Here is a 22,470-nt window from a genome sequence, read left to right as displayed (position 1 = left end):
GACAGAAAGCGCAAGCAGCTTTTAAAAGGATAGTGATATGCAAGTTCAGGATCAGATTGCCATCGTCACCGGAGGAGCCTCGGGCCTTGGCGAAGCCACGGCGCGTGCGCTGGCTGCCGCAGGCGCCAGGGTTGCCGTGCTGGATCGTCAGCTCGACAAGGCCAAGGTGGTGGCTGCCGAGATCGGCGGACTGGCGCTGGAGAGCGATATCTGCGATGCGGCCAGCGTCACTGCGGCGCTGGATACCGTTCGCGAGCAATGGGGCTCGGATGCACGCATTCTCATGAATGTGGCCGGCATCGGTACGGCCAAGCGCGTGATCGGCCGCGATGGTGAGCCCGCACCGCTGGAGGACTTTGAACGCGTGATCCGCGTCAACCTTGTCGGCAGCTACAACATGACGCGGCTGTTTGCCGCACGCTGCGCCAAGCTGGCGGCGCTGGAGGATGGCGCGCGCGGCGTGATTCTCTACACCGCCTCGGTGGCTGCCTTTGACGGCCAGGTGGGACAGCAGGCTTACAGCGCATCCAAGGGCGGCCTGGTCGGCATGACGCTGCCCATGGCGCGTGATCTGGCCCAGCACGGCATTCGTGTCTGCACCGTGGCGCCAGGCCTGTTCGCCACGCCGTTGATGAAGGAGCTGCCCGAGCCCGTGCAGCAGTCGCTGGCGGCATCCATTCCCTTTCCTTCGCGCCTGGGCAAGCCTTCGGAGTTTGCCGATCTGGCCGTGCATATCGTGCACAACGATCATCTCAATGGCGAGGTGATTCGTCTGGATGGTGCGCTGCGCATGGCTCCGCGGTAAGTGTTACCCCCTGAGGCACTTTGCGCCTTCCCCCAAGGGGGACGACACCATCGCTGCGGGGCTGCCCTTGCTCGATGTCTCTGGGTTGGAGAGTGCCAGAGCCAGCTCAGTGCCAAAGATTGAGACGTGTATTGATTCCACAGGACCGAAGAGTCCGTATTTCAAGCAGGAGACAAGTCATGCAAGGTCGTCGCAATTTCGTCAAAGGCCTGGGCGCTGGTGCCGCGCTGGCTGCATTCGGCGGCATCGCCAGCCGCAGTGCCTATGCCCAGGGCGGTGGCCCGCTGGAGCAGGTGCGCATTCTGTACGGCTTTCCGGCAGGCAGCGCTGGTGACTCGGTGGCCCGCCGCGTGGCCGAAAAAATGGGCGGCAGCAGCTACACCAGAAATATGGGCGTGGTGGAAAACAAGCCCGGAGCAGGTGGCCGCATCGCGCTGGAGAATCTGCGCAATGCCGTGGGGGACGGCTCGGTGATTGCGCTGTCCCAGGTCTCGGCCTTCTCCATCTACCCGCATATCTATAGCAAGCTGAGCTATCAGGCCAAGGATTTCGAGCCAATTTCGATTGGAGCCATCATGCACCATGGGCTGGCTGTCGGCCCCGCCGTGCCGGCCGAGGTGAAGACGCTCAAGGATTTTCTGGCCTGGTGCAAGAACAACCCCGACAAGGCCAGCTTCGGCAGCCCCGGTGCCGGCAGTCAGCCGCATCTGCTGGGGGCGCTGCTGAGTCTGCGCTCCGGCGTCAGGCTCAGCCATGCGCCATATCGCGGCATGGCACCCGGCGTCTCGGACGTCGTGGGCGGTCAGATCGCCGCCATCATGGGTACGTGCGGCGACTACCTGAGCTATTACAAGGCCGGCAAGCTGCGCGTGCTGGCCACCAGCGGCCCGCAGCGCAACCCCTATCTGCCCAATGTCCCTACCTTTGCCGAGCAGGGCTTTGCCGACTTGACGGCCGAAGAGTGGTTTGGCTTTTATGCCAATGCCAGGACACCCGCCGACGTGCGTGCACGCGCCCATGCGGCCATCACGGCGGCGCTCAAGAGCGACGCGCTCAAGGAAAGCCTGGGTGTGGTCGGCCTGATTGCCACCAGCTCCACGCCCGAGGAAATGGCCCGTTCGCAGCAGGCCGAGTTCGAGCGCTGGGGTCCGCTGGTCAAGCAGATCGGTTTTACGGGCGATTCCTGATGACCCCTCGGTATCGAATAGCATTCGGGTCGGGATTTTTCAGACAGGCTCAAGCCTGCATATAGCGATCGAACAATAGAGGAGACAAACCATGCAAGATCGTCGCAATTTCGTCAAAGGCCTGGGCGCTGGTGCAGCGCTGGCCGCATTCGGTGGCATCGCCGGCCGCAGCGCCTATGCCCAGGGCAGCGGGCCACTGGAGCAGGTGCGCATTCTCTACGGCTTTCCCGCAGGCAGTGCCGGTGACTCGGTGGCGCGCCGTGTGGCGGAAAAGATCGGCGGCACCAGCTACTCCAAGAATATGGGCGTGGTGGAGAACAAGCCCGGTGCCGGCGGCCGCATCGCGCTGGAGAATCTGCGCAACTCCGTGGGCGACGGCTCGGTCATCGTGCTGTCGCAGGTCTCGGCCTTCTCCATCTATCCGCATATCTATAGCAAGCTGAGCTATCAGGCCAAGGACTTCGAGCCGATTTCCATCGGAGCCATCATGCACCATGGACTGGCTGTCGGCCCTGCCGTACCGGCCGAGGTCAAGACCCTCAAGGATTTTCTGGCCTGGTGCAAGAACAACCCCGACAAGGCCAGCTTCGGCAGCCCCGGTGCCGGTACCCAGCCGCATCTGATCGGCTCCCTGCTCAGCCTGCGTTCGGGCATCAAGCTCAGCCATGTGCCTTACCGCGGCACGGCGCCTGCGGTGTCCGACCTGGCTGGTGGTCAGATTGCAGCCGTGATGGGCCCCAGCGGCGACTTCCTGAGCTACTACAAGGCCGGCAAGCTGCGCGTGCTGGCCACCAGCGGCCCGCAGCGCAACCCCTATCTGCCCAATATCCCTACCTTTGCCGAGCAGGGCTTTGCCGATTTGACGGCCGAAGAGTGGTTTGGCTTCTATGCCAATGCCAAGACGCCTTCCGATGTGCGTGCACGCGCCCATGCGGCCATCACGGCGGCGCTCAAGAGCGACGCGCTCAAGGAAAGTGTGGGTGTGGTCGGCCTGATTGCCACCAGCTCCACGCCCGAGGAAATGGCCCGTTCGCAGCAGGCCGAGTTCGAGCGCTGGGGACCGCTGGTCAAGCAGATCGGCTTTACTGCGGATACCTGATACACCCCCTGAGCCGCTTCGCGGCTTCCCCCTCTCTCGCTGCGCGGGAGGGGACGATGCCTTCGCGGCGGGACGGCCCTTGCTTGGCATCTCTGGCATGGGCCGCGCTCGGCGCGTATGGGGTCGTTATTTAGAGATTTTCATTTGCTGCGTTGCAGCCGGTTATGTATGTCTTATTTGCCTGCCAGTGCCGATAACGCGTTTCTTCTATTTGATGTGCTCAAGGCCGATGAGCAGTTGCAGCGCCTGCCGGCGCATGCTGCAACGGATCAGGCGCTGATGCAGCAGGTGCTGGAAGAGGCCGGCAAATGGGTGGGTGAAGTGGTGGCGCCGCTGTCGCGCGAAGGTGATGAGGTCGGCGTGCAGTTTGCAGCGGGCAAGGTCACCACGCCGCCTGGATTTGCCCAGGCCTATCAGGACTTCTGGCAGGCGGGCTGGCCTGCACTGGCCTGTGCCGAGGAGGACGGCGGCCAGGGGCTGCCCTGGGTGCTGGAAGGCGTGCTGTACGAATGGCTGAGTGCCGCCAACCATGGCTGGACCATGGCGCCGGGCCTGCTGCATGGTGCTTATGAGTGCCTCAAGCACCATGGCAGCGATGCGCTCAAGGCCGCCTATCTGCCCAAGGTGGCCAGCGGTGAATGGCTGGCAACCATGTGTCTGACGGAAGCCCATGCGGGCAGCGACCTGGGGCAGGTACGCACGCAAGCCGTTCCGGTTGGCGAATCCGAGCAGGGCGAGCGCTTCGAGATCAGCGGCAGCAAGATTTTCATTTCGGGCGGCGAGCATGATCTGACCGATAACATCGTGCATCTGGTACTGGCGCGTCTGCCCGGGGCTCCGGCAGGGCCCAAGGGCCTGTCGCTGTTTCTCGTGCCCAAGCTGCTGCCAGGCGGCGAGCGCAACCGCGTGGTCTGTGAGCGCATCGAGGAAAAAATGGGCCTGCATGGCAGCCCCACCTGCGTGATGCGCTTTGATGGGGCTGCAGGCTGGTTGATAGGCCAGCCCGGAGCGGGCCTGAACGCCATGTTCGTCATGATGAATGCCGCGCGTCTGCATGTGGCGCTGCAGGGCATAGGCCTGCTGGACGCAGCATGGCAGAAGGCCCATGCCTATGCGCTGGAGCGCCGTCAGATGCGCGCGCCAGGGGCGGTTCCGGCCTCGCGTGGCACAGGCGATGCAGCAGATCTGATCATCGAGCATCCGGCCATTCGCCGCACGCTCGATCTGCAGCGTGCCTGGGTGGATGGCGGGCGTGTGCTTGCCTACCAGACCGGTATTTATCTCGATGTGGCGCGACATGCCGAAAGCGCCCGCGAGCGCGAGCAGGCCCAGCAGTGGTGCAGTCTGATCACGCCCGTGCTCAAGGCCGCCTGGACCCAGCAGGCATTCGAGGGTGCCAGCGCCTGCCTGCAGGTGTTCGGCGGCCATGGCTACATCCGCGAGTGGGGCATAGAGCAGATCGTGCGTGATTCGCGCGTGGCCATGATTTACGAAGGCACGAATGAAATTCAGGCCATCGATCTGCTGGTGCGCAAGGTGCTGCCGGACGGTGGTCAGGCCATGGGGCAATGGCTGCTGACTTTGCGCAACAGCCTGGATGCAGGTCGGGCGCTGGATGCAGAAGTGCTGCGCTGCCTGGCCCAGCTGCGCTACTTCACCACGGTGCTGGCGCAGGCCTGCAAGGAAGATGACACCCTGGCCTGGCGCGTGGCCGACGACTACCTGCGCTGCGTGGCCGTGGTGCTGCTGGGCTGGGCGTGGGCACGTATTGCGGCTACAGCAGGGGGCGATAGTGAGCGCTGGCGAGGCCCCTGCAAGCAGGTGCAGCAACGCATATTGCCCGAAATGGACTGGCGTCTGACTCTGATGAAGGCGCAGTGGGCGCAGGCTTCCGTCGTGCACGGCAACCAGCTGTTCACCTCCGCGCATTGATCAAAATGGCTGCAAGATGCGAGCAATACCGGCACAATTGCGGTCTTTTCATCGCGCTCCTGGATTGCTCTTTTGCCTTCGAAGTTGACATCGCCAATGCTCGCTCACAAGACTGCTGAACCAGACTCCAAACCTGCACGCTCCTTGCGCGGCACGCGCTCCAGAGAGGTGGGTTTGGACCTCCCGGGCTCGGGGCAGGAGCCCAGGGACAGTGCCGAGGTTTTTGCCGTCGATCAGGTCGATGCCAGCTTTCTGGAGTCGCTGCTGGGCTACAACGCCAGGCGCGCCTCGCTGGCTCTGGTGGGAGTTTTCATGCGCTGCATGGAGCGTTTTGACCTCAAGATCGTCGAGTTCTCCGTGCTGTCTCTGGTGGGCAGCAATCCGGGTATCACCTCGCGTCAGCTCTGTCAGCAACTGGCCGTGCTGCCGCCGAATATGGTGGGCATGATCGATGCGTTGGGCAAACGCGGCTTTCTGGAACGGCGTCCGCACCCGCGAGACGGCCGCGCCACGGGTCTGTACCTGACCGCGGCAGGGCGCGAACTGGTGGATACGGCCGAGCCCGAGCTCAAGAGCAGCGAGACCCGTGCCATCGCGCACCTGAGTGCTGCCGAGCAGGTGCAACTCATGGAGTTGTTGCAAAAGCTGTATCGCTGATCCCATGGCATGGCGCAGATCCTGCGCCCGGCGCGATAATGTGCGGCATCATGCAGATTCGCTTTACCAAGATGCAAGGTGCGGGCAACGACTTTGTCGTGCTTGACGAAACCCAGGCTCGCCTGGGCTTGAGCACCGCCCAGTACCGCTACCTGGCCAATCGTCACTTTGGCGTGGGCGCCGACCAGATTCTGACGGTGCGCCCGGCACCCGCAGAGGGCGTGGACTTTGAATATGTGATCCACAACGCCGACGGTGGCGAGGTCGAGCAGTGCGGAAACGGCGCACGCTGTTTTGCGCGCTATGTGCATGACAAGGGTCTGACCGACAAGAGCGTGATCCGCGTACAGACCCTCTCGGGCGTCATCGCCCCCGAAATTCATGGCAATGGCCGCGTCACGGTCGATATGGGGGCGCCTCAGCTGGATCCGGCCAAGGTGCCATTCACGACCGACGGTCTGCAGGCCGAGACTCTGGGTTCGACGCAAAAATGGCCTCTGACGCTTGATACTCCTTTGCAGCCGGCTACAGTCTGGATAGCAGCCGTTTCCATGGGCAATCCGCATGCGGTGCAGTTGGTGGACGATGTGGATGCTGCTTTGGTGGGGTTGCACGGCCCGTTGATAGAGAACCATGCCCGTTTTCCTCAGCGTGTGAACGCCGGCTTCATGCAGATCCTCAACCGCGGTGAGGTCCGCTTGCGTGTCTATGAACGTGGTGCCGGCGAGACCCTGGCCTGCGGTACGGGGGCTTGTGCCGCCGTGGTGGCCGGCATTGGCTGGGGCCTGCTCGATCAGCGAGTCGATGTGCATACCCGCGGCGGTCTGCTGACCATTGAATGGACTGGCGGTGCGCACGATCGCGTGCGCATGACCGGCCCTGCCGAATTTGTTTTTGAAGGCCAGATCGACATACCTGATACCTTATGAACAGCTTGACCGATACCGCCATGACCGAAGAGTCGATTGCCGATTACCTCCAGGAAAACCCCGATTTCTTCGAGCGCCATGCCGAGATGCTGACAGGCGTGCGTTTGATCAGCGGCCATGGCCCACGTGCCGTCAGCCTGCAGGAACGTCAGGCCGAGATGCTGCGCGAAAAGATCAAGGGTCTGGAGCATCGCATCATGGACATGGTGCGCCATGGCAGCGAGAACGCTTCCATCGCCAACAAGATTCATCAGTGGACCCATGCCCTGGTCAAGGTGCAGGACCTGCGCGAGCTGCCCCATGCGCTCACCGCCAGCCTGCAGCACACGTTTGATGTCCCCCAGGTCGCACTGCGTCTGTGGAATGTGGCGGGCGCGCACAGCGGCACCGTCTACACCATGGGAGTCAGCGATGATGCCAAGGCCTTTGCTTCGTCTCTGACCATGCCGTTCTGCGGCCCCAATATGGGTTTCGAGCCCGTGACCTGGCTGCCCAACCCCAATGCGGTGCAGTCGGTCGCGCTGCTGACTCTGCATGACGGTGCCATGGACAGCACTTCCAATGCCTTTGGTATGCTGGTGCTGGGCTCGCCCGACCCGCTGCGCTTCGATGCCACCATGGGTCTTGAATTCCTCTCCCGCATCTCCGAGCTGGCCAGTGCCTCGCTCTCGCGCATGCGCGCTCCTGCGCTGACGCTGGCGCACGGCTGAGGCTGCAAAAGGGGGTAGATACCGATGCAAGAGCGCGAGCAGCCCTCTTTTGAGGAGCAGTACGCGCAGCTTCCGGAAGTTGTCCACAGCTATCTGGAGCATGTGCGTGTGCAAAAGCGCCTGGCCGAGCGCACGCATACGCTGTATGCGCTGGACCTGATCAAGCTGCAGAGCTTTGCGCAGGCGGCAGCTCAGGAGCTTTTGGCGCTGCAACCCTCGCATATCCGTCGCTTTGCTGCGCAAATGCATGGCGCCGGCCGCAGTGCTCGCGGTATCGCACTGATTCTTTCGGGCTGGCGCAGCTTTTTCCGCTGGGCGGCCCAGCGGGAGCTGGTACCTTTCAACCCCGTGGAGGGCGTGCGCGGCCCCAAAGCCGCCAAGCCTCTTCCCAAGGCACTGGCTGTGGACGATGCCGTGCAACTGGCCAGTTTTCACAACCCCGAGGCCGACCCGTGGATGGAGGCGCGCGACGTCGCCATGACCGAGCTGCTCTATAGCTGCGGCTTGCGTGTGGCCGAGCTGGTGGGGCTGGATCTGCGGCCCGGCCAGCAGAGCCGGCATGAAGGCAGAGGCTGGATCGACCTGGAGGCGGGCGACGCCCATGTTCAGGGCAAGGGCAGCAAGCGCCGCATCGTGCCAGTGGGGCGCATGGCGACCCTGGCCTTGCAGCGCTGGCTGGCGCTGCGCAGCTGCGCGCTGGTCGGGGCCGCACAGCTCAAGGCACAGGATGAAGCGGCCTTGTTCGTCGGCCGCCGGGGCGAGCGGCTCAGCGCCCAGTCGGTCTGGTCACGTCTCAAGCAGCGAGGCCAGCAGGCGGGGCTTGCGACTGGCGTGCACCCGCATGTGCTGCGTCACTCCTTTGCCAGTCATATGCTGCAGTCCAGTGGCGATCTGCGTGCCGTGCAGGAGCTGCTCGGGCATTCCAGCATTGCCACCACGCAGATATATACGCGGCTGGATTTCCAGCATCTGGCCCAGGCTTATGAAAAAGCCCACCCGCGTGCGCAGCGCAGCAGCGTCGGAGAGACGCCCGCTCCATTGCGCATGCCGGACGACGAAGAGCAAAACTGAAGAGTCCTGATTTGATAGCTTGAAGTGATTGTTGAGTATGTGATGGAGGTGATTTTTTGCTGAAATTTCTGCCATCCCTGCTGCCCATGCGCGCTTGAAAGCACCGCTACACTCCCCAGCTGTTATCACCGGAGCGCGCATAGGGATGCGCCGCCCGTGTTTTTTGGACAGCCGCATGTGGCGGCTGGCCGCAGCAAGAGGTTTCAACGCATGGCTCTCATTCCTGTCACCATCCTCACGGGCTTTCTGGGCTCGGGCAAGACCACGCTGCTCAAGCGCGTGCTGCACGAATCCCACGGCATGAAGATTGCCGTGATCGAGAACGAGTTCGGCGAGGAGAACATCGACACCGACATTCTCAAGACCGAATCCAAAGAACAGATTCTGCAGATGAGCAACGGCTGCATCTGCTGCACCATCCGCGAAGACCTGCGCGAGGCTTTGCAGTTGCTGGCCGCCAAGCGCCGCAAGGGGCAGGTGGACTTCGACCGCATCGTGATCGAGACCACCGGCCTGGCCGATCCCGGTCCCGTGGCCCAGACCTTCTTCATGGATGACGAGATCGCCGAGACCTATCTGATCGACTCCATCATCACTCTGGTGGATGCCAAGCATGCCAACCAGCAACTCGACGATCGCCAGGAAGCGCGCCGTCAGGTGGGCTTTGCCGACCAGATGTTCCTGTCCAAGACCGATCTGGTGACGGATGCGGAAAAGGAGGCGCTGATCCATCGCCTCAAGCACATGAACCCGCGCGCGCCCATCCGTGCCGTTCATTTTGGCGATGTGCCCCTGAGCGAAGTGTTCGACCTGCGTGGCTTCAACCTGAACGCCAAGCTGGACATCGACCCTGATTTCCTCAAGGAAGATGATCACGACCACGATCATCACGACCACAGCGCTTGCGACCATGACCATGGCCAATGCGAACACGATCATGAACACCAGCACGACGAGCATTGCGGCCACGACCACCATGACCACGAGCATGGCGAGCACTGCAATCACCCACATCACCATCATCACGACGATGACGTGAAGAGCTTTGTCTACCGCGCCGATCGCGCGTTCGACCCGGCCAAGCTGGAAGACTTCCTGGGCGCCATCGTCAATATCTACGGCCCCAAGATGCTGCGCTACAAGGGCGTGCTCGACATGAAGGGCACCAGCCGCAAGGTCATCTTCCAGGGCGTGCACCAGCTCATGGGCAGCGATCTGGGCCCCGAGTGGGAAGCCGATGAAAAGCGAGTCAGCAAAATGGTCTTCATCGGCATCGACCTGCCGCAGGACATTCTTCGCCAGGGACTGGATCAATGTCTGGTGTAAACCCTGGGTTTAGGGGCTGTTTCGGCGAAAGCTAACGGTTTGCTGACAATGACTGACGGCCTGCCAAGCAGGCCGTTTTGTTTGTCTGTTATTTCTCGCAAACTGACCGAAACAGGCGCAGGCTTTGTTGCAAATTGTGGGGTATGTGCAACGGAGCCGGGATGGGGGGACTGGCGTGGCTACAATGCCGGCCCTAAAGAGGGTGTTGGAGCAATCCGGCCCTGCAAGGGCTCTGTACTGTAAGGAGACAGGACGTGACCGCTGTGAAAAGTAATCTGCCCAAGGCTGCAGCCAAAGCTGCGGCAGCGGCTGTGCACCCCCGCAGCGTCGAGACCTCTTTGGTGGACGCCGCGTTGGACAACCCGGTGCTGGTACCTGCAGCAGCGGGAGAATCTTCCAAATCGTCCAGATCCAAGCGTTCTGCATCGCCTCCAGCGCGGCAGCCTGAAACAGATGTTCCGCCCCTGGCAGCTTCGGCAGTCAAGGCTGCGGCAACCATGAGAGATACGAAAGCAATGACCAACACAAAGCAAGCTGTGCCCAAGAAAGATCCCAAGCTGGCCAACGCCTGGAAGACCAAGTCGGTAGAGGAGCTGACCGATGCTGAAGTGCTGGCCATGTCTGATGACGATTACATGAACGACGCCCAGCTGGCCTACTTCCGTCGCAAGCTGGTCGCGCTCAAGAACGATATGCATGTGAATGCGGGCGAGACTGCGGAAAACCTGCGTGAAGACACCGTCGTGGTGCCCGATCCTGCCGATCGTGCCACCATCGAGGAAGAGCACGCTCTCGAGCTGCGCACCCGTGACCGCGAGCGCAAGCTGCTCAAGAAGATCGACCAGTCCATTGCCCGCATCGATGCCGGCGACTACGGCTACTGCGACGAAACCGGCGAGCCAATCGGAGTGGGACGGCTGCTGGCCCGCCCCACGGCTACACTGTCGCTGGAAGCCCAGCAGCGCCGTGAACTCAAGCAGAAGATGTACGGCGATTGATCTGCGTCAGGCGTTGGCGGGGCTGCAGGCAGCAAAGTAGAGGACCATGGTGAAAGAAGAAAACAAGTCGGGAGGGTTGCTGTCCAAGGTGGTGCGTTTCGTGCGCCACCCGACCGTGAATTGGTCCGATTTGGAAAATCTCAACCAGGAAAGCGAAGAAAGCCAGTACAGCAAGCAGGCGTTAAAGGAGATGCTGGAGCGCAAGCGCCAGAACGACTTTGTGCGAAAGCGCGAGTTTGACCAGCTGCGCAAGCTGCGTCAGGCTCAGCTGTCCAAGACGGCGGTGACTGCCAGGGCTCCGCTCGAGACGCCGACCCCACTGGCACCTTCCTCTTTTTTGCAGACTGCCCAAAGCTCCGTGCCGGGCGAGCGCGCAGAAACCATCAAGAAGATCGACGAGATCGAAGCGCAGATGGCCCAGCAATGGTGGCGCGGCAAGCTGGCCGCTGATGCCGCCACCATGCCGCTGCAACTGCCCGAGGTCGGAGGCAGCATGCCTTCGGTATTTAAAAGCCAGCCGCTTTCGATCAGCACGTTGCCGCTGCTTCAGGATGTGTTGCCAGGCGATCTGGAGCTGCCGCAATCGGGGCGGCAGGGCAATCCTGTTGCTTTGCCGGGCCTGCGTGGCGAGACGGACTTTTCGCCGGCGTTTGCAACGACCGAGGTCTCCGCTCCAACCGATATCAACATGGTTCCGCCGTCCTTTGCGCGCTTCGAGCATGATGTCGCGCTGGAGGATGCTGCGATTGTCTTTGCCAGCGGTGACAGCGTAGCAGCCGAGACCAGTCTCAAGGCCTTGATTGCCGAGCGTGCTCAGGATACGCCGGCACAGCTGCAGGTCTGGCTGGCACTGCTGGACATGTACCGCGCAGCAGGCATGCAGGCTGAGTTTGAAGACGCTGCCATGGACTTTGTGGCGCGCTTCGGTCGTTCGGCCCCGCAATGGTTTGTGATGCCGCAGCAGGCGGGCAGGCTTAGCGAAACCGCGCCGGATGTCGCAGCAGTGCAGACCGGCTTTCGCTGGCAGGCTCCTGTGCATTTGGATGAGCCTGGCTTCAAGGCGCTGCTGGCCAGCAAGGCGCGCAGCGTCGGCAGCTCGGTCATGGACTGGAGCGTTCTGGAGAGCCTCGACCCCGGCGTGAAGAAGCCGCTGCTGGATGCGGCACAGCGATGGGCCGACGAAAAGGGATCACTGGTTTTTGCCGGCCATGAAAGATTGCAGGCCGTGCTCAGCAAGCACACCCCTTCCGGTGATCGAGCCGTCGATCAGGACTGGTGGTATTTGCGTCTGGCCATGCAGCGCCTGATGCATCTGCAGGACGAATTTGAGCTGACGGCGCTGGACTATTGCGTGACCTACGAGCTGTCGCCACCCTCGTGGGACGATCCGGTCTGTGCGTATTCGAACGAAGGGCAGGCGCAGAACCTGCGTGCCCAGGATAGCCGGCTCTTGGGGCCGGAGACGATTCAGCCCGGCATGCTCTGGAAGGAGCATCAGCCGCGTTTTGCGCTGCAAGGCGTGATCGACGGCGATGCATTGCCCTGGCTGGCCGAGGTTCAGGAAAAGGCCAAGCTTGGCGAAGCCATTGCCATTGACTGCGCGCGCCTGGTGCGCATGGACTTTGCTGCCGCAGGCTCGGTGCTGAACTGGGCTGCGCAGATGCAGGAGCTGGGTCATGTGTTGCAGTTCGGTCAGTTGCACCAGTTGCTGGCGGTGTTCTTCAATGTTGTTGGCATTCAGGAACATGCACAGGTGATCCCAAGGAGGGACTAGCTCCCTGGGTGGCTATGCCGCCTCCCCCCCCAAGAGACGGCGTCTCTGGCTGGAGCCGGGCCGTTTGAGGCCTTATTCACAGCAAGCGCTGCAAATTTAATTTTTCTGGGCCTCTTGAGGTCGATCTTGTCTGTCCCCATCTGCTCCAGATGGAACAGTTTCACGGCACCACCATTTTGAGCGTGCGCCGCCAGACTCCCGAGGGCGTGCAAGTCGCCATCGGCGGTGATGGTCAGGTCACATTGGGCAATATCGTCATCAAGGGCACGGCGCGCAAGGTACGCAAGCTCTATCACGGCAAGGTGCTGGCGGGCTTTGCGGGAGCCACCGCAGATGCCTTCACGCTGTTCGAGCGCTTCGAGGCCAAGCTGGAAAAACACCAGGGCAACCTGACCCGCGCCGCGATCGAGCTGACCAAGGAGTGGCGTACCGACCGCGTGCTGCGCAAGCTCGAAGCCATGCTGGCCGTGGCCGATGCGACGACCTCGCTCATCATCACCGGCAATGGCGACGTTCTGGAGCCCGAGCAGGGCATTGTGGCCATCGGCTCCGGCGGTGCCTATGCGCATTCCGCCGCCAAGGCCTTGCTCAACAACACCGAGCTGTCGGCCGAAGATGTGGTGCGCAAATCCCTGGCGATTGCCGGCGAGCTGTGCATCTACACCAATATGAATCACACGATCGAGACGTTGTAAGCACCTCGACTATCCGAATTGATAGCTGCCGGCGCTTTATGGATGGGCGCCGGAGGCATATTTGACTGAGAATTCACATGTCTTCTGCCATGACTCCCCAGGAGATCGTCTCCGAGCTGGACAAGCACATCGTCGGCCAGCATGGTGCCAAGCGCGCGGTGTCGATTGCCTTGCGCAATCGCTGGCGCCGTCAGCAAGTGCCCGAGGGCCTGCGTCAGGAAATCACGCCCAAGAACATTCTGATGATCGGCCCCACGGGCGTGGGCAAGACGGAGATTGCACGCCGCCTGGCAAAACTCGCCGATGCTCCCTTCATCAAGGTCGAGGCGACCAAGTTCACCGAAGTGGGCTATGTGGGCAAGGATGTGGACGCCATCATCCGCGATCTGGCCGAAGTTGCCGTCAAGCAGACGCGCGAGTCGGACATGAAGAAGATGCGTGCGCGCGCCGAAGATGCTGCCGAGGAGCGCATTCTCGATGTGCTGATCCCGCAGGCCCGTACCGGCGAAGTACCCGCGGACAACACGGCGCGTCAGGTTTTCCGCAAGAAGTTGCGCGAAGGTCAGCTTGACGACAAGGAAATCGAGATCGACATCGCCGAGCAGATGCCTCAGGTGCAGATCATGGGCCCCCAGGGCATGGAAGAGATGGCCGAGCAGTTGCGCGGCATGTTCAGCCATATGGGCCAGGAAAAGCGCAAGACGCGCAAGCTCAAGATCGCCGAGGCCCTGAAGCTGCTGACCGATGAGGAAGCAGCAAAGATGGTCAATGAGGAAGACGTCAAGACCCGCGCCATTGCCAATGCCGAGCAAAACGGCATTGTCTTCATCGACGAAATCGACAAGGTGGCGACGCGCCAGGAAACCAGTGGCTCCGATGTATCGCGTCAGGGTGTGCAGCGCGACCTGCTGCCCTTGGTCGAAGGTACCAGCGTCTCGACCAAGTACGGTGTGGTCAAGACAGACCACATTCTGTTCATTGCTTCGGGTGCTTTCCACCTGTCCAAGCCCAGCGATCTGATTCCCGAGCTGCAGGGGCGCTTTCCCATTCGCGTGGAACTGGAATCTCTGTCGGTACAGGACTTCGAGGCGATTCTGATGCAGACTCACGCCTCCCTGGTCAAGCAATATCAGGCGCTGCTGGCGACCGAAGGCGTGACTCTGGAGTTCAAGCCCGAGGGCATCACGCGTCTGGCAACGATTGCTTTTGACGTCAACGAGAGTACCGAAAACATCGGTGCACGGCGTCTGTCCACAGTGATGGAGCGTCTGCTTGACGAAGTCAGCTTCGATGCGGCCAAGCTTTCGGGGCAGACCGTGGTGATCGATGCAGCCTATGTGGATCAGCGCCTGCAGGTGCTGAGCAAGGATGAGGATCTGTCGCGCTTCATTCTTTGAAGAACCGAGCGCTTGAAGCGAGCTGCCCGCCTGTGCGGGCAGTTTGCTTTTGTAGGAGAAGGTCGAGACTTAAATCAGTTCTTTCCATTGAATTGAATGGTTGCAATTGACGTCTCCTAATGAGAGTCCACTTGCATTGACTTTGCTAAGTGCTTGTAAAGGAAAGGTATTTTCAGAATAAGGCTTTTCTTTTTCTCTCTAAGTGCTTGATTTCATTGCAAATAATTGTTCCTTCGGGTTTGGATTCACCTTAAATTGCTGATACAGTGCAAAAAAGTGCAATTAAGTGGTGAAAGCTGCCCTCGTGCCCATTTTTGGGGAACGAGCGGCTCCAGATGACCGGAGTAACTTGCCGTGTTTCAAGGGGCGTCTTCGCTGAATCTCGATGGAAAGGGTCGGCTCTCAGTGCCGACCCGGCATCGTGACGCCCTTTTGTCCTTGGCGGAGGGGCAGGTCACTTTCACCAAGCATCCCGATGGCTGTCTGTTGCTGTTTCCGCGCCCCGAGTGGCTGCAGTTTCGCGAACGCGTCGCGCAACTGCCGATCACGGCTCAGTGGTGGAAACGGATTTTTCTGGGCAATGCCATGGATGCGGAGATGGATGCAACCGGTCGGCTGCTGATTTCGCCCGAGTTGCGTGAGGCCACAGGTCTGACCAAAGAGGTCTTGATGCTGGGCATGGGGGCGCATTTCGAGGTCTGGGACAAGGCCACTTATGAAATGCGCGAAGCGGAAGCGCGCCAGCAACCGATGCCGGCGGCTTTCCAGGATTTTGTTTTGTAGGAAGTGCTTGTGAATCAGCCGTTGCAACATATCACCGTCTTGCTGGACGAGGCCGTGGACGCCCTGCTGGGTGGTGCCGCCAAGCCGCCTGCCGGCCAGTGGGTCGATGCGACGTTCGGTCGAGGTGGTCATTCCCGGCTTATTTTGCAAAGGCTGGGGCCGGACGGGCGCTTGATCGCGTTCGACAAAGACCCGGACGCAATTGCTGAGGCGGCGCGCATCACCGATGCGCGTTTTTCGATTCGGCATGAAGGATTTCGCCATCTTGGCGAACTGCCCGAAGGCAGTGTGCAGGGTGTGTTGATGGACCTGGGGGTGAGCTCGCCCCAGATCGACAACCCGGACCGGGGCTTCAGCTTCCGCTTTGACGGCCCCCTCGACATGCGCATGGACACCACGCGTGGTCAGAGCGTGGCCGAGTGGCTCGAAGATGCGGAAGTGCAGCAGATTGCGGAGGTGATACGTGACTACGGCGAAGAACGGTTTGCTGGCCCCATTGCAAAGGCGATTGTTGCTCGGCGCGAAAGCCAGGGCCCATTACGCACCACTGCCGAGCTGGCCCAACTCGTGGCTGGCGCGGTCAAGACCCGCGAGGCTGGGCAAAACCCGGCAACACGGACCTTCCAGGCTCTTCGGATTTTCATCAATGCCGAACTTCAGGAGCTTGAGCAAGCGCTAGAAGCCAGTCTGCGCGTGCTGGCTCCCGGCGGCCGTCTGGCCGTGATCAGCTTCCATTCGCTGGAAGATCGCATCGTCAAGCAGTTCATTGTCAAGCATTCCAAGGAGGTCTACGACCGCCGTGCACCGTTTGCGCCTCCCACGCCCATGCGTCTGAAGGCGCTGGAGCGCATCAAGCCCAGTGCTGCCGAGGTGGATGCCAATCCCCGTTCGCGTTCCGCCGTGATGCGCGTCGCCGAGCGCACCGAGGTGCCTGCATGATGCATCGCCATGCCGCTCCGAGCATGGCTGCGGGAGGGCTGCCATGCTGCGCATAAACCTGCTGCTGCTGCTGGCGGTCATGACCAGCGCCATCTTTCTGGTGCATACCCAGTATGAGTCGCGTCGCCTGTTCACCGAGCTGGACCGCGCCGAGGCAGAGGCACGTCGGCTGGCGACGGATCAACTGCGCCTGCAGGTGGAAAAGCGTGCCCAGGCCGCGCCTCAGCGCATCGAGACCTTGGCGCGCGAAAAGCTGCAGATGAAGCAGGCTTCTCAGGCCATTACGCAGTACGTGCATGAAACGGCTGCAGGAACTGCGCAATGACACGCAGCGTGCTCTATACCACCAGCCCTTTGCTGGCTTCGAAAACGCCGCTGTGGCGCAGCAAGTTCATCGTGGCTGCGCTGGCGCTGGGTTTTGTGGGCCTGGGTGCGCGTGCAGCCTATGTACAGGTCTTCGGCAATGACTTCTTCAAGCGTCAGGGTCTGGTGCGCTTTGCGCGTACTCTGGAGCTGCCGGCCAATCGTGGCCGTTTGCTGGATCGCAATGGCCTGATTCTTGCGTCCAGCGTGCCGGCGGCCAGTATCTGGGCCATTCCCGAGGACGTGGATCTGAAGGACCCTGAGGTCCAGCAAAAGCTCAAGGAAGTGGCGCGCCTCATGGACATGCCGCTGCGCTCCCTGATGGAGAAGCTGGATGTCGAGGACAAGACCTTTGTCTGGGTAAAGCGTCAGCTGGACTGGGATGTGGGCCAGAAGATCGTGGCGCTCAATATCAAGGGCATCTACAACCGCAAGGAATACAAGCGCCAGTATCCCGAAGGGGAGTCTGCGGCGCATATCGTGGGCTTCACCAATGTGGAAGACCATGGTCAGGAAGGCATGGAGCTGGCGTTCGACAAGGAACTAGCCGGCAAGGCTGGCTCGCGTCGTGTGATCAAGGATCGTCTGGGCCGCGTGGTGGAGGGCGTGGGCGATGAAGTGCCGCCGCAGGATGGGCAAGATATTCAGTTGTCCATCGACAGCAAGGTCCAGTACTACGCCTACCAGAAACTCAAGCAGCAGGTCGAGACCTTCAAGGCCAAGGCAGGCAGCGTGGTGGTCATGGATGCGCACACCGGCGAGCTGCTGGCCCTGGCGAACTATCCGAGCTACGACCCGGGGCATCGCAAGAATCTGACGGGCGAGCAGCTGCGCAACCGCGCGCTGACCGATACCTTCGAGCCGGGTTCGACCATGAAACCCATCACGGTGGCCGCAGCCCTGGAGCTCAAGCGTGTCAAGCCGAGCACGATCATCGATACCGCGCCCGGCCGCTACACGGTGACGGGCTCCACCATCACCGATACGCACAACTACGGCGCGCTGACGGTGGAGGGCGTGATCCAGAAGTCCAGCAACGTGGGCGCGACCAAGGTGGCGCAAAAGCTCTCACCCCAGGAAATGTGGGAGTACTTCAGTGCGCTGGGCTTCGGCCAGAAGCCGCAGATTCAATTCCCGGGCGCGGTCTCGGGTCGTCTGCGTGCCTGGAAGACCTGGAAGCCTATCGAGCAGGCCACCATGTCCTATGGCTATGGCCTGTCGGCCTCGCTGTTCCAGATGGCACGTTCCTACACCGTGTTCTCCAACGACGGCAATGTCATTCCCTCGACGATTCTGAAAACGAACGAGCCTCCTGTGGGCGTGCGTGTGATCTCCAAGGAAAACGCCGAGGCGGTGCTGCACATGCTGCGTCTTGCTGCAGGCCCAGGCGGTACCGGCCAGAAGGCCCAGGCCGAGGGCTACACCATCGGCGGCAAGTCGGGCACTGCCCGCAAGCAGGTGGGCAAGAGCTATGCCGCTGGCAAGTACCGGGCCTGGTTCACGGGCATTGCTCCCATCGACAAGCCGCGCATCATCGTGGCCGTGATGGTGGACGAGCCGACAGCAGGTTCCTACTACGGCGGCACGGTGGCCGGCCCGGTGTTTGCGGACGTGGTCCAGCAGACATTGCGTTTCATGGGCGTTCAGCCCGACAAGGAAGTCAAGCCTCAGATCGTGGCTGCACCCGCTGAGGAGCCTGTGCTATGAGCACCCCCATTCAAATCCTGAACAATGCAGCCGAGGCCGTTGCCTGGCTGCGCAGCCGCGTGCAGGGTGACCTGCAGACCGATAGCCGCAAGGTCAAGGCCGGCGATGCCTTTGTCGCCTGGCCCGGTGCTGCCACTGATGGCCGAGCCTATGTGGGCAAGGCTCTGGAGCAGGGCGCCGCCGCCGTGCTGGTGGAGGCCGACGGTCTGCAGGCCTTCGATCTGAGCGGCGACAGCATTGCAGCTCTCAAGGGCCTGAAGGCCGCGACGGGACTGATTGCCGACCAATGGTTTGCACATCCCAGTGGCGAGCTCGACGTGCTGGCCGTGACCGGCACCAACGGCAAGACCACCACAGCCTGGTGGCTGGCGCATGCGCTCTCGAAAGTGACGCTGAACACACGCACCGGCTGTGCGCTGGTGGGCACCCTGGGTGTGGGCGTGCCGCCTGCACTGGAGTCGACAGGCATGACCACGCCGGACCCGGTGTTGCTGCAGCGCGCGTTCCGCAGTTACGCCGACCAGGGTCTTGCCGCCTGTGCCATCGAGGCATCGTCCATCGGCATCGTCGAGCACCGTCTGGACGGCAGCAAGATTCGCGTGGCGTTGTTCACCAATTTCACGCAGGACCACCTGGACTACCACGGCAGCATGGATGCCTACTGGCAGGCCAAGGCCCAGCTGTTCGACTGGCCCGGCCTGCCGGCCGCCGTGGTCAATATCGACGATGCGCATGGCGCCAGGCTCTGGGCCAGGCTGCAAGGCCGCGCCATGGATGTGTGGAGCGTCTCCATCCAGGGACCGGCTCGCCTGCAGGCCAAGGACATCGGTCTGGGCGACGAGGGTCTGAGCTTTACCGTGCTGGAAGCCGGTCACAGCCTGCGCATGAATACGCGTCTGGTCGGTCAGTACAACGTCTCCAATCTGCTCGGGGTGCTGGCCACCCTGCGCTGCCTGGGCCTGACGCTGGAGCAGGCCGTACAGGCCTGCGCCGATCTGGAGCCCGTGCCCGGTCGCATGCAGCAGATCGTCAAGCCCGGTCAGCCTCTGGTGGCCGTGGACTATGCCCATACGCCCGATGCGCTGGAAAAAGCCTTGCGCGCGCTGCAGCCCGCCGCGCGGCAGCGCCAGGGCAAGCTGTGGTGCGTGTTCGGCTGCGGCGGCGACCGGGACAACAGCAAGCGTCCGCTGATGGGGCAGGCAGCCCAGGCGCATGCCGACTGCGTTTTCGTCACCAGCGACAACCCGCGCAGTGAAGTGCCCGAAAGCATCATCGACCAGATCCTGGCCGGCATGCAGGCGGGCCAGGCATTGCATGTTCAGGCCGACCGCGCGGCGGCCATTGCCCAAGCCATTGCCCGTGCCGATGCGCGCGACGTGGTGCTGATTGCCGGCAAGGGACATGAGGACTATCAGGAGACGAAGGGCGTGCGCCATCCGTTCTCCGACATGGCTGAGGCGCAGAAGGCGCTCGCAGCCCGCGAAGGAAAGATTCGGTCATGATGACCCTGGCAAAAGCGCTGGAGCTGATCCAGACGCATATCCCCCAAGCCCGTCTGGTCGGCAACGGCCAGCTGGAGCTGACACGCGTGCACACCGATACGCGCACGTTGCAGAACGGGGACTTGTTCGTGGCCCTGAAGGGCGAGCGTTTTGACGCCCATGATTTTCTGCCTCAGGCGCAGGCCGCCGGTGCTGTGGCGGCCATTGCCAGCCATGGGCTGGAGGCTGCAGGCATGGCCGGCATCGAAGTGCCGGATACGCTGCTGGCACTGGGCGCGTTGGCACGAGCATGGCGCGTGCAGTTCGATCTGCCCTTGATTGCCGTGACCGGCAGCAATGGCAAGACCACGGTCACGCAAATGATCGCGTCCATTCTGCGTGCGCATGTGGGCGGGCAGGGCGAGGCAGCACTGGCCACGCGCGGCAATTTCAACAACTCCATAGGCATGCCGCTGAATCTGCTGCACATGACGGACGCGCATCGCATTGCGGTGCTGGAGATGGGCATGAACCACCCCGGCGAGATTGCCGAGCTGGCTGCCATCGGCCAGCCCACGGTGGCCCTGGTCAACAACGCACAACGTGAACACCAGGAGTTCATGGGCACGGTGGAGGCGGTGGCGCGTGAAAACGGATCGGTGCTGCGCTTTCTGCCCAAGGATGGAGTGGCCATCTTCCCCGCCGGAGATGAGTACACGCCGCTGTGGACCGAACTGAGCGCTGGCCGCCCCAGCCTGATGTTTGGCGAGGCTGCTGATGGGGCTCAGGTTTTTGCCAGCGATGTGGTCTGGGCCAATGGAGCCTGGAGCTTTGCACTGAACACCCCGCAAGGCGTGGCAGCCGTGCAGCTGCATATTGCCGGCCGCCACAACGTGCGCAACGCACTGGCCGCGGCTGCCTGCGCCCAGGCTGCCGGTGTGCCTTTGCCTGCCATTGCACAGGGACTCTCCGGCTTCGAGCCTGTGACGGGCCGCTCGCGCGCGCTGGCCGTGCAGATCAAGGGTCAGGGCGTCACGGTGGTCGATGACACCTATAACGCCAACCCCGACTCGGTCGCCGCCGCCATTGCGGTGCTGGCCGAGCTGCCCGCACCGCAATTGCTGGTGCTGGGCGACATGGGGGAGGTGGGCGATGACGGCCCGCAGTTCCATGCCGAGGCCGGCGCGCTGGCGCAGCAGGCAGGTATTGCCCATTTCTTTGCTCTGGGTGACCAGAGCGCGTTTGCGGCCTCTGCCTTTGGCAGCGGAGCTAGGCATTTTGATAGCATGTCCGCCCTTGAGCAGGCGGTGTGCGCAGTTTTACCCAAGGTAGGTAGCGTGTTGGTCAAGGGTTCGCGGTTCATGAAGATGGAGCAAGTGGTGCAGAGCATTGAGGCCTGCGCAGACAAGAAGCAGGGCAACTGCGAGGAGGCCGCATGCTGCTGATGCTGGCTCAATGGCTGCAGGGTATCTCGCCGGAGTTCGGCTTTCTGCGCGTCTTCCAGTACCTGACGCTGCGCGCCGTGCTGGCCGCCGTCACCGCCTTGCTGATCGGCCTGTGGATAGGTCCCAAGGCCATCCGCATGCTGACCGCGCTCAAGATCGGCCAGCCCGTGCGCGGCTATGCCATGGAGACCCATCTGGTCAAGAGCGGCACGCCGACCATGGGCGGGGTGCTGATTCTGTTCTCGATTGCCGTATCCACCTTGCTGTGGTTTGACCTGTCCAACCGCTTTGTCTGGATCGTGCTGCTGGTCACGCTGGGCTTTGGCGCGATTGGCTGGGTGGACGACTGGCGCAAGGTCGTCAACAAGGACCCCGAGGGCATGCGCTCGGGCGAGAAGTATTTCTGGCAGTCCGTCATCGGTCTGCTGGCCGCCCTGTATCTGGTGTTCTGCATCTCCGAGAACAGCAATGCCGAGGTCTTCGCGCTGTTCGTCTCCTGGGTACAGTCGGGCTTTTCCATGGACCTTCCGCCCAAGGCCGGCCTGATGGTGCCCTTCTTCAAGGAAGTCAGCTATCCGCTGGGCGTGCTGGGCTTCATCGTCATGACCTATCTGGTCATCGTGGGCGCCAGCAATGCCGTGAACCTGACCGACGGCCTCGATGGCCTGGCCATCATGCCCGTCATCATGGTCGGCACGGCCCTGGGCATCTTCGCCTATGTGACCGGCAACGCCACCTATGCGCGCTACCTGCTGTTCCCCAGCATCCCCGGTACGGGCGAGCTGATGGTGTTCTGCGGCGCCATGGCGGGTGCTGGTCTGGCCTTTCTCTGGTTCAACGCACATCCCGCCCAGGTCTTCATGGGCGACGTGGGCGCGCTGGCGCTGGGCGCTGCTCTGGGAACGATTGCCGTGATCGTGCGCCAGGAAATCGTGCTGGCCGTGATGGGCGGCATCTTTGTGGCGGAAGCCATCTCGGTGATGCTGCAGGTGACTTACTTCAAGTACACCAAGAAGCGCTATGGCGAGGGCCGCCGTCTGCTGAAGATGGCACCGCTGCACCATCACTTCGAGAAGAGTGGCTGGAAGGAGACCCAGGTCGTGATCCGCTTCTGGATCATCACCATGCTGCTGTGCCTGCTGGGCCTGTCCACCCTGAAGCTGAGGTAGTCG

The 22,470-nt window shown here is 62.1% G+C and carries 20 protein-coding genes; all 20 read left to right on the top strand.

The features are described from left to right. The first annotated feature begins 37 nt into the window (after window positions 1-37). The 20 genes from V8Z78_RS19100 (at window position 38) to mraY (ending at window position 22,467) form a co-directional block, all read left to right on the top strand. On the top strand, window positions 38-805 hold the full coding sequence (locus V8Z78_RS19100) for an SDR family NAD(P)-dependent oxidoreductase (protein ID WP_179626865.1): 768 nt from the start codon (window positions 38-40) through the stop codon (window positions 803-805). Window positions 806-984: 179 nt separating this feature from the next. Continuing rightward, entirely contained in the window at window positions 985-1,992 is a 1,008-nt protein-coding gene (locus tag V8Z78_RS19095) for a Bug family tripartite tricarboxylate transporter substrate binding protein (RefSeq protein ID WP_046460588.1), read from the top strand. Between the two features lie 91 nt (window positions 1,993-2,083). Beyond that, window positions 2,084-3,091: a Bug family tripartite tricarboxylate transporter substrate binding protein gene (locus V8Z78_RS19090; RefSeq protein WP_349731904.1), complete on the top strand. Its 1,008-nt coding sequence runs from the start codon at window positions 2,084-2,086 to the stop codon at window positions 3,089-3,091. A gap of 168 nt (window positions 3,092-3,259) precedes the next feature. Then, window positions 3,260-5,023, top strand: a complete 1,764-nt coding sequence (locus V8Z78_RS19085) for an acyl-CoA dehydrogenase family protein (protein ID WP_057093539.1) — start codon at window positions 3,260-3,262, stop codon at window positions 5,021-5,023. Window positions 5,024-5,119: 96 nt separating this feature from the next. Next, complete coding sequence (locus tag V8Z78_RS19080; RefSeq protein WP_349731903.1) at window positions 5,120-5,680, top strand: MarR family winged helix-turn-helix transcriptional regulator; 561 nt, start codon at window positions 5,120-5,122, stop codon at window positions 5,678-5,680. Window positions 5,681-5,730: 50 nt separating this feature from the next. Next, window positions 5,731-6,609 carry a diaminopimelate epimerase gene (gene dapF / locus V8Z78_RS19075; RefSeq protein WP_034362972.1) on the top strand — a complete coding sequence of 293 codons (879 nt, stop codon included), beginning with the start codon at window positions 5,731-5,733 and terminating at the stop codon, window positions 6,607-6,609. Continuing rightward, on the top strand, window positions 6,606-7,319 hold the full coding sequence (locus V8Z78_RS19070) for a DUF484 family protein (RefSeq protein ID WP_003069020.1): 714 nt from the start codon (window positions 6,606-6,608) through the stop codon (window positions 7,317-7,319). Before dapF ends, V8Z78_RS19070 begins: the two co-directional genes overlap by 4 nt. 24 nt (window positions 7,320-7,343) lie before the next feature. Further along, a complete protein-coding gene (locus V8Z78_RS19065; protein WP_179626863.1) occupies window positions 7,344-8,390 on the top strand; it encodes a tyrosine recombinase XerC in 1,047 nt (348 codons plus the stop codon). Between the two features lie 210 nt (window positions 8,391-8,600). After that, window positions 8,601-9,716, top strand: coding sequence for a CobW family GTP-binding protein (locus V8Z78_RS19060; RefSeq protein ID WP_034362970.1), 1,116 nt, complete (start codon window positions 8,601-8,603; stop codon window positions 9,714-9,716). A 254-nt stretch (window positions 9,717-9,970) separates the two neighbouring features. After that, entirely contained in the window at window positions 9,971-10,714 is a 744-nt protein-coding gene (dksA, locus tag V8Z78_RS19055) for an RNA polymerase-binding protein DksA (RefSeq protein ID WP_003069012.1), read from the top strand. Window positions 10,715-10,760: 46 nt separating this feature from the next. Next, complete coding sequence (locus tag V8Z78_RS19050) at window positions 10,761-12,488, top strand: STAS domain-containing protein (protein ID WP_046460591.1); 1,728 nt, start codon at window positions 10,761-10,763, stop codon at window positions 12,486-12,488. A 149-nt stretch (window positions 12,489-12,637) separates the two neighbouring features. Beyond that, window positions 12,638-13,183, top strand: a complete 546-nt coding sequence (gene hslV / locus V8Z78_RS19045) for an ATP-dependent protease subunit HslV (protein WP_003051248.1) — start codon at window positions 12,638-12,640, stop codon at window positions 13,181-13,183. Window positions 13,184-13,260: 77 nt separating this feature from the next. Further along, complete coding sequence (gene hslU, locus V8Z78_RS19040; RefSeq protein WP_003051251.1) at window positions 13,261-14,580, top strand: ATP-dependent protease ATPase subunit HslU; 1,320 nt, start codon at window positions 13,261-13,263, stop codon at window positions 14,578-14,580. 354 nt (window positions 14,581-14,934) lie between these two features. Beyond that, window positions 14,935-15,363, top strand: a complete 429-nt coding sequence (mraZ, locus tag V8Z78_RS19035; protein WP_003051254.1) for a division/cell wall cluster transcriptional repressor MraZ — start codon at window positions 14,935-14,937, stop codon at window positions 15,361-15,363. A gap of 9 nt (window positions 15,364-15,372) precedes the next feature. After that, complete coding sequence (gene rsmH / locus V8Z78_RS19030) at window positions 15,373-16,302, top strand: 16S rRNA (cytosine(1402)-N(4))-methyltransferase RsmH (RefSeq protein ID WP_349731902.1); 930 nt, start codon at window positions 15,373-15,375, stop codon at window positions 16,300-16,302. A gap of 43 nt (window positions 16,303-16,345) precedes the next feature. Continuing rightward, window positions 16,346-16,627 (top strand): cell division protein FtsL, encoded by a 282-nt coding sequence (gene ftsL, locus V8Z78_RS19025; RefSeq protein ID WP_003068998.1) that lies wholly within the window; start codon window positions 16,346-16,348, stop codon window positions 16,625-16,627. Then, a complete protein-coding gene (locus V8Z78_RS19020) occupies window positions 16,624-18,372 on the top strand; it encodes a peptidoglycan D,D-transpeptidase FtsI family protein (protein ID WP_003068995.1) in 1,749 nt (582 codons plus the stop codon). The genes ftsL and V8Z78_RS19020 overlap by 4 nt, the downstream gene beginning before the upstream one ends. Next, complete coding sequence (locus V8Z78_RS19015; RefSeq protein ID WP_349731901.1) at window positions 18,369-19,874, top strand: UDP-N-acetylmuramoyl-L-alanyl-D-glutamate--2,6-diaminopimelate ligase; 1,506 nt, start codon at window positions 18,369-18,371, stop codon at window positions 19,872-19,874. The genes V8Z78_RS19020 and V8Z78_RS19015 overlap by 4 nt, the downstream gene beginning before the upstream one ends. Continuing rightward, entirely contained in the window at window positions 19,871-21,298 is a 1,428-nt protein-coding gene (locus V8Z78_RS19010; RefSeq protein WP_349731900.1) for a UDP-N-acetylmuramoyl-tripeptide--D-alanyl-D-alanine ligase, read from the top strand. Before V8Z78_RS19015 ends, V8Z78_RS19010 begins: the two co-directional genes overlap by 4 nt. Then, the gene (gene mraY, locus V8Z78_RS19005) at window positions 21,289-22,467 is read left to right on the top strand and encodes a phospho-N-acetylmuramoyl-pentapeptide-transferase (protein WP_003068985.1); all 1,179 of its coding nucleotides are present in this window, start codon (window positions 21,289-21,291) and stop codon (window positions 22,465-22,467) included. Before V8Z78_RS19010 ends, mraY begins: the two co-directional genes overlap by 10 nt. The last annotated feature ends 3 nt before the right edge of the window (window positions 22,468-22,470 follow it).

Origin of the sequence: Comamonas sp. wu1-DMT, assembly GCF_040187805.1 — a bacterium.
Taxonomy (GTDB): domain Bacteria; phylum Pseudomonadota; class Gammaproteobacteria; order Burkholderiales; family Burkholderiaceae_C; genus Comamonas; species Comamonas thiooxydans.
Note: the sequence above shows the minus strand (reverse complement) of the source record. Positions and strands in the feature narration are given on the sequence as shown.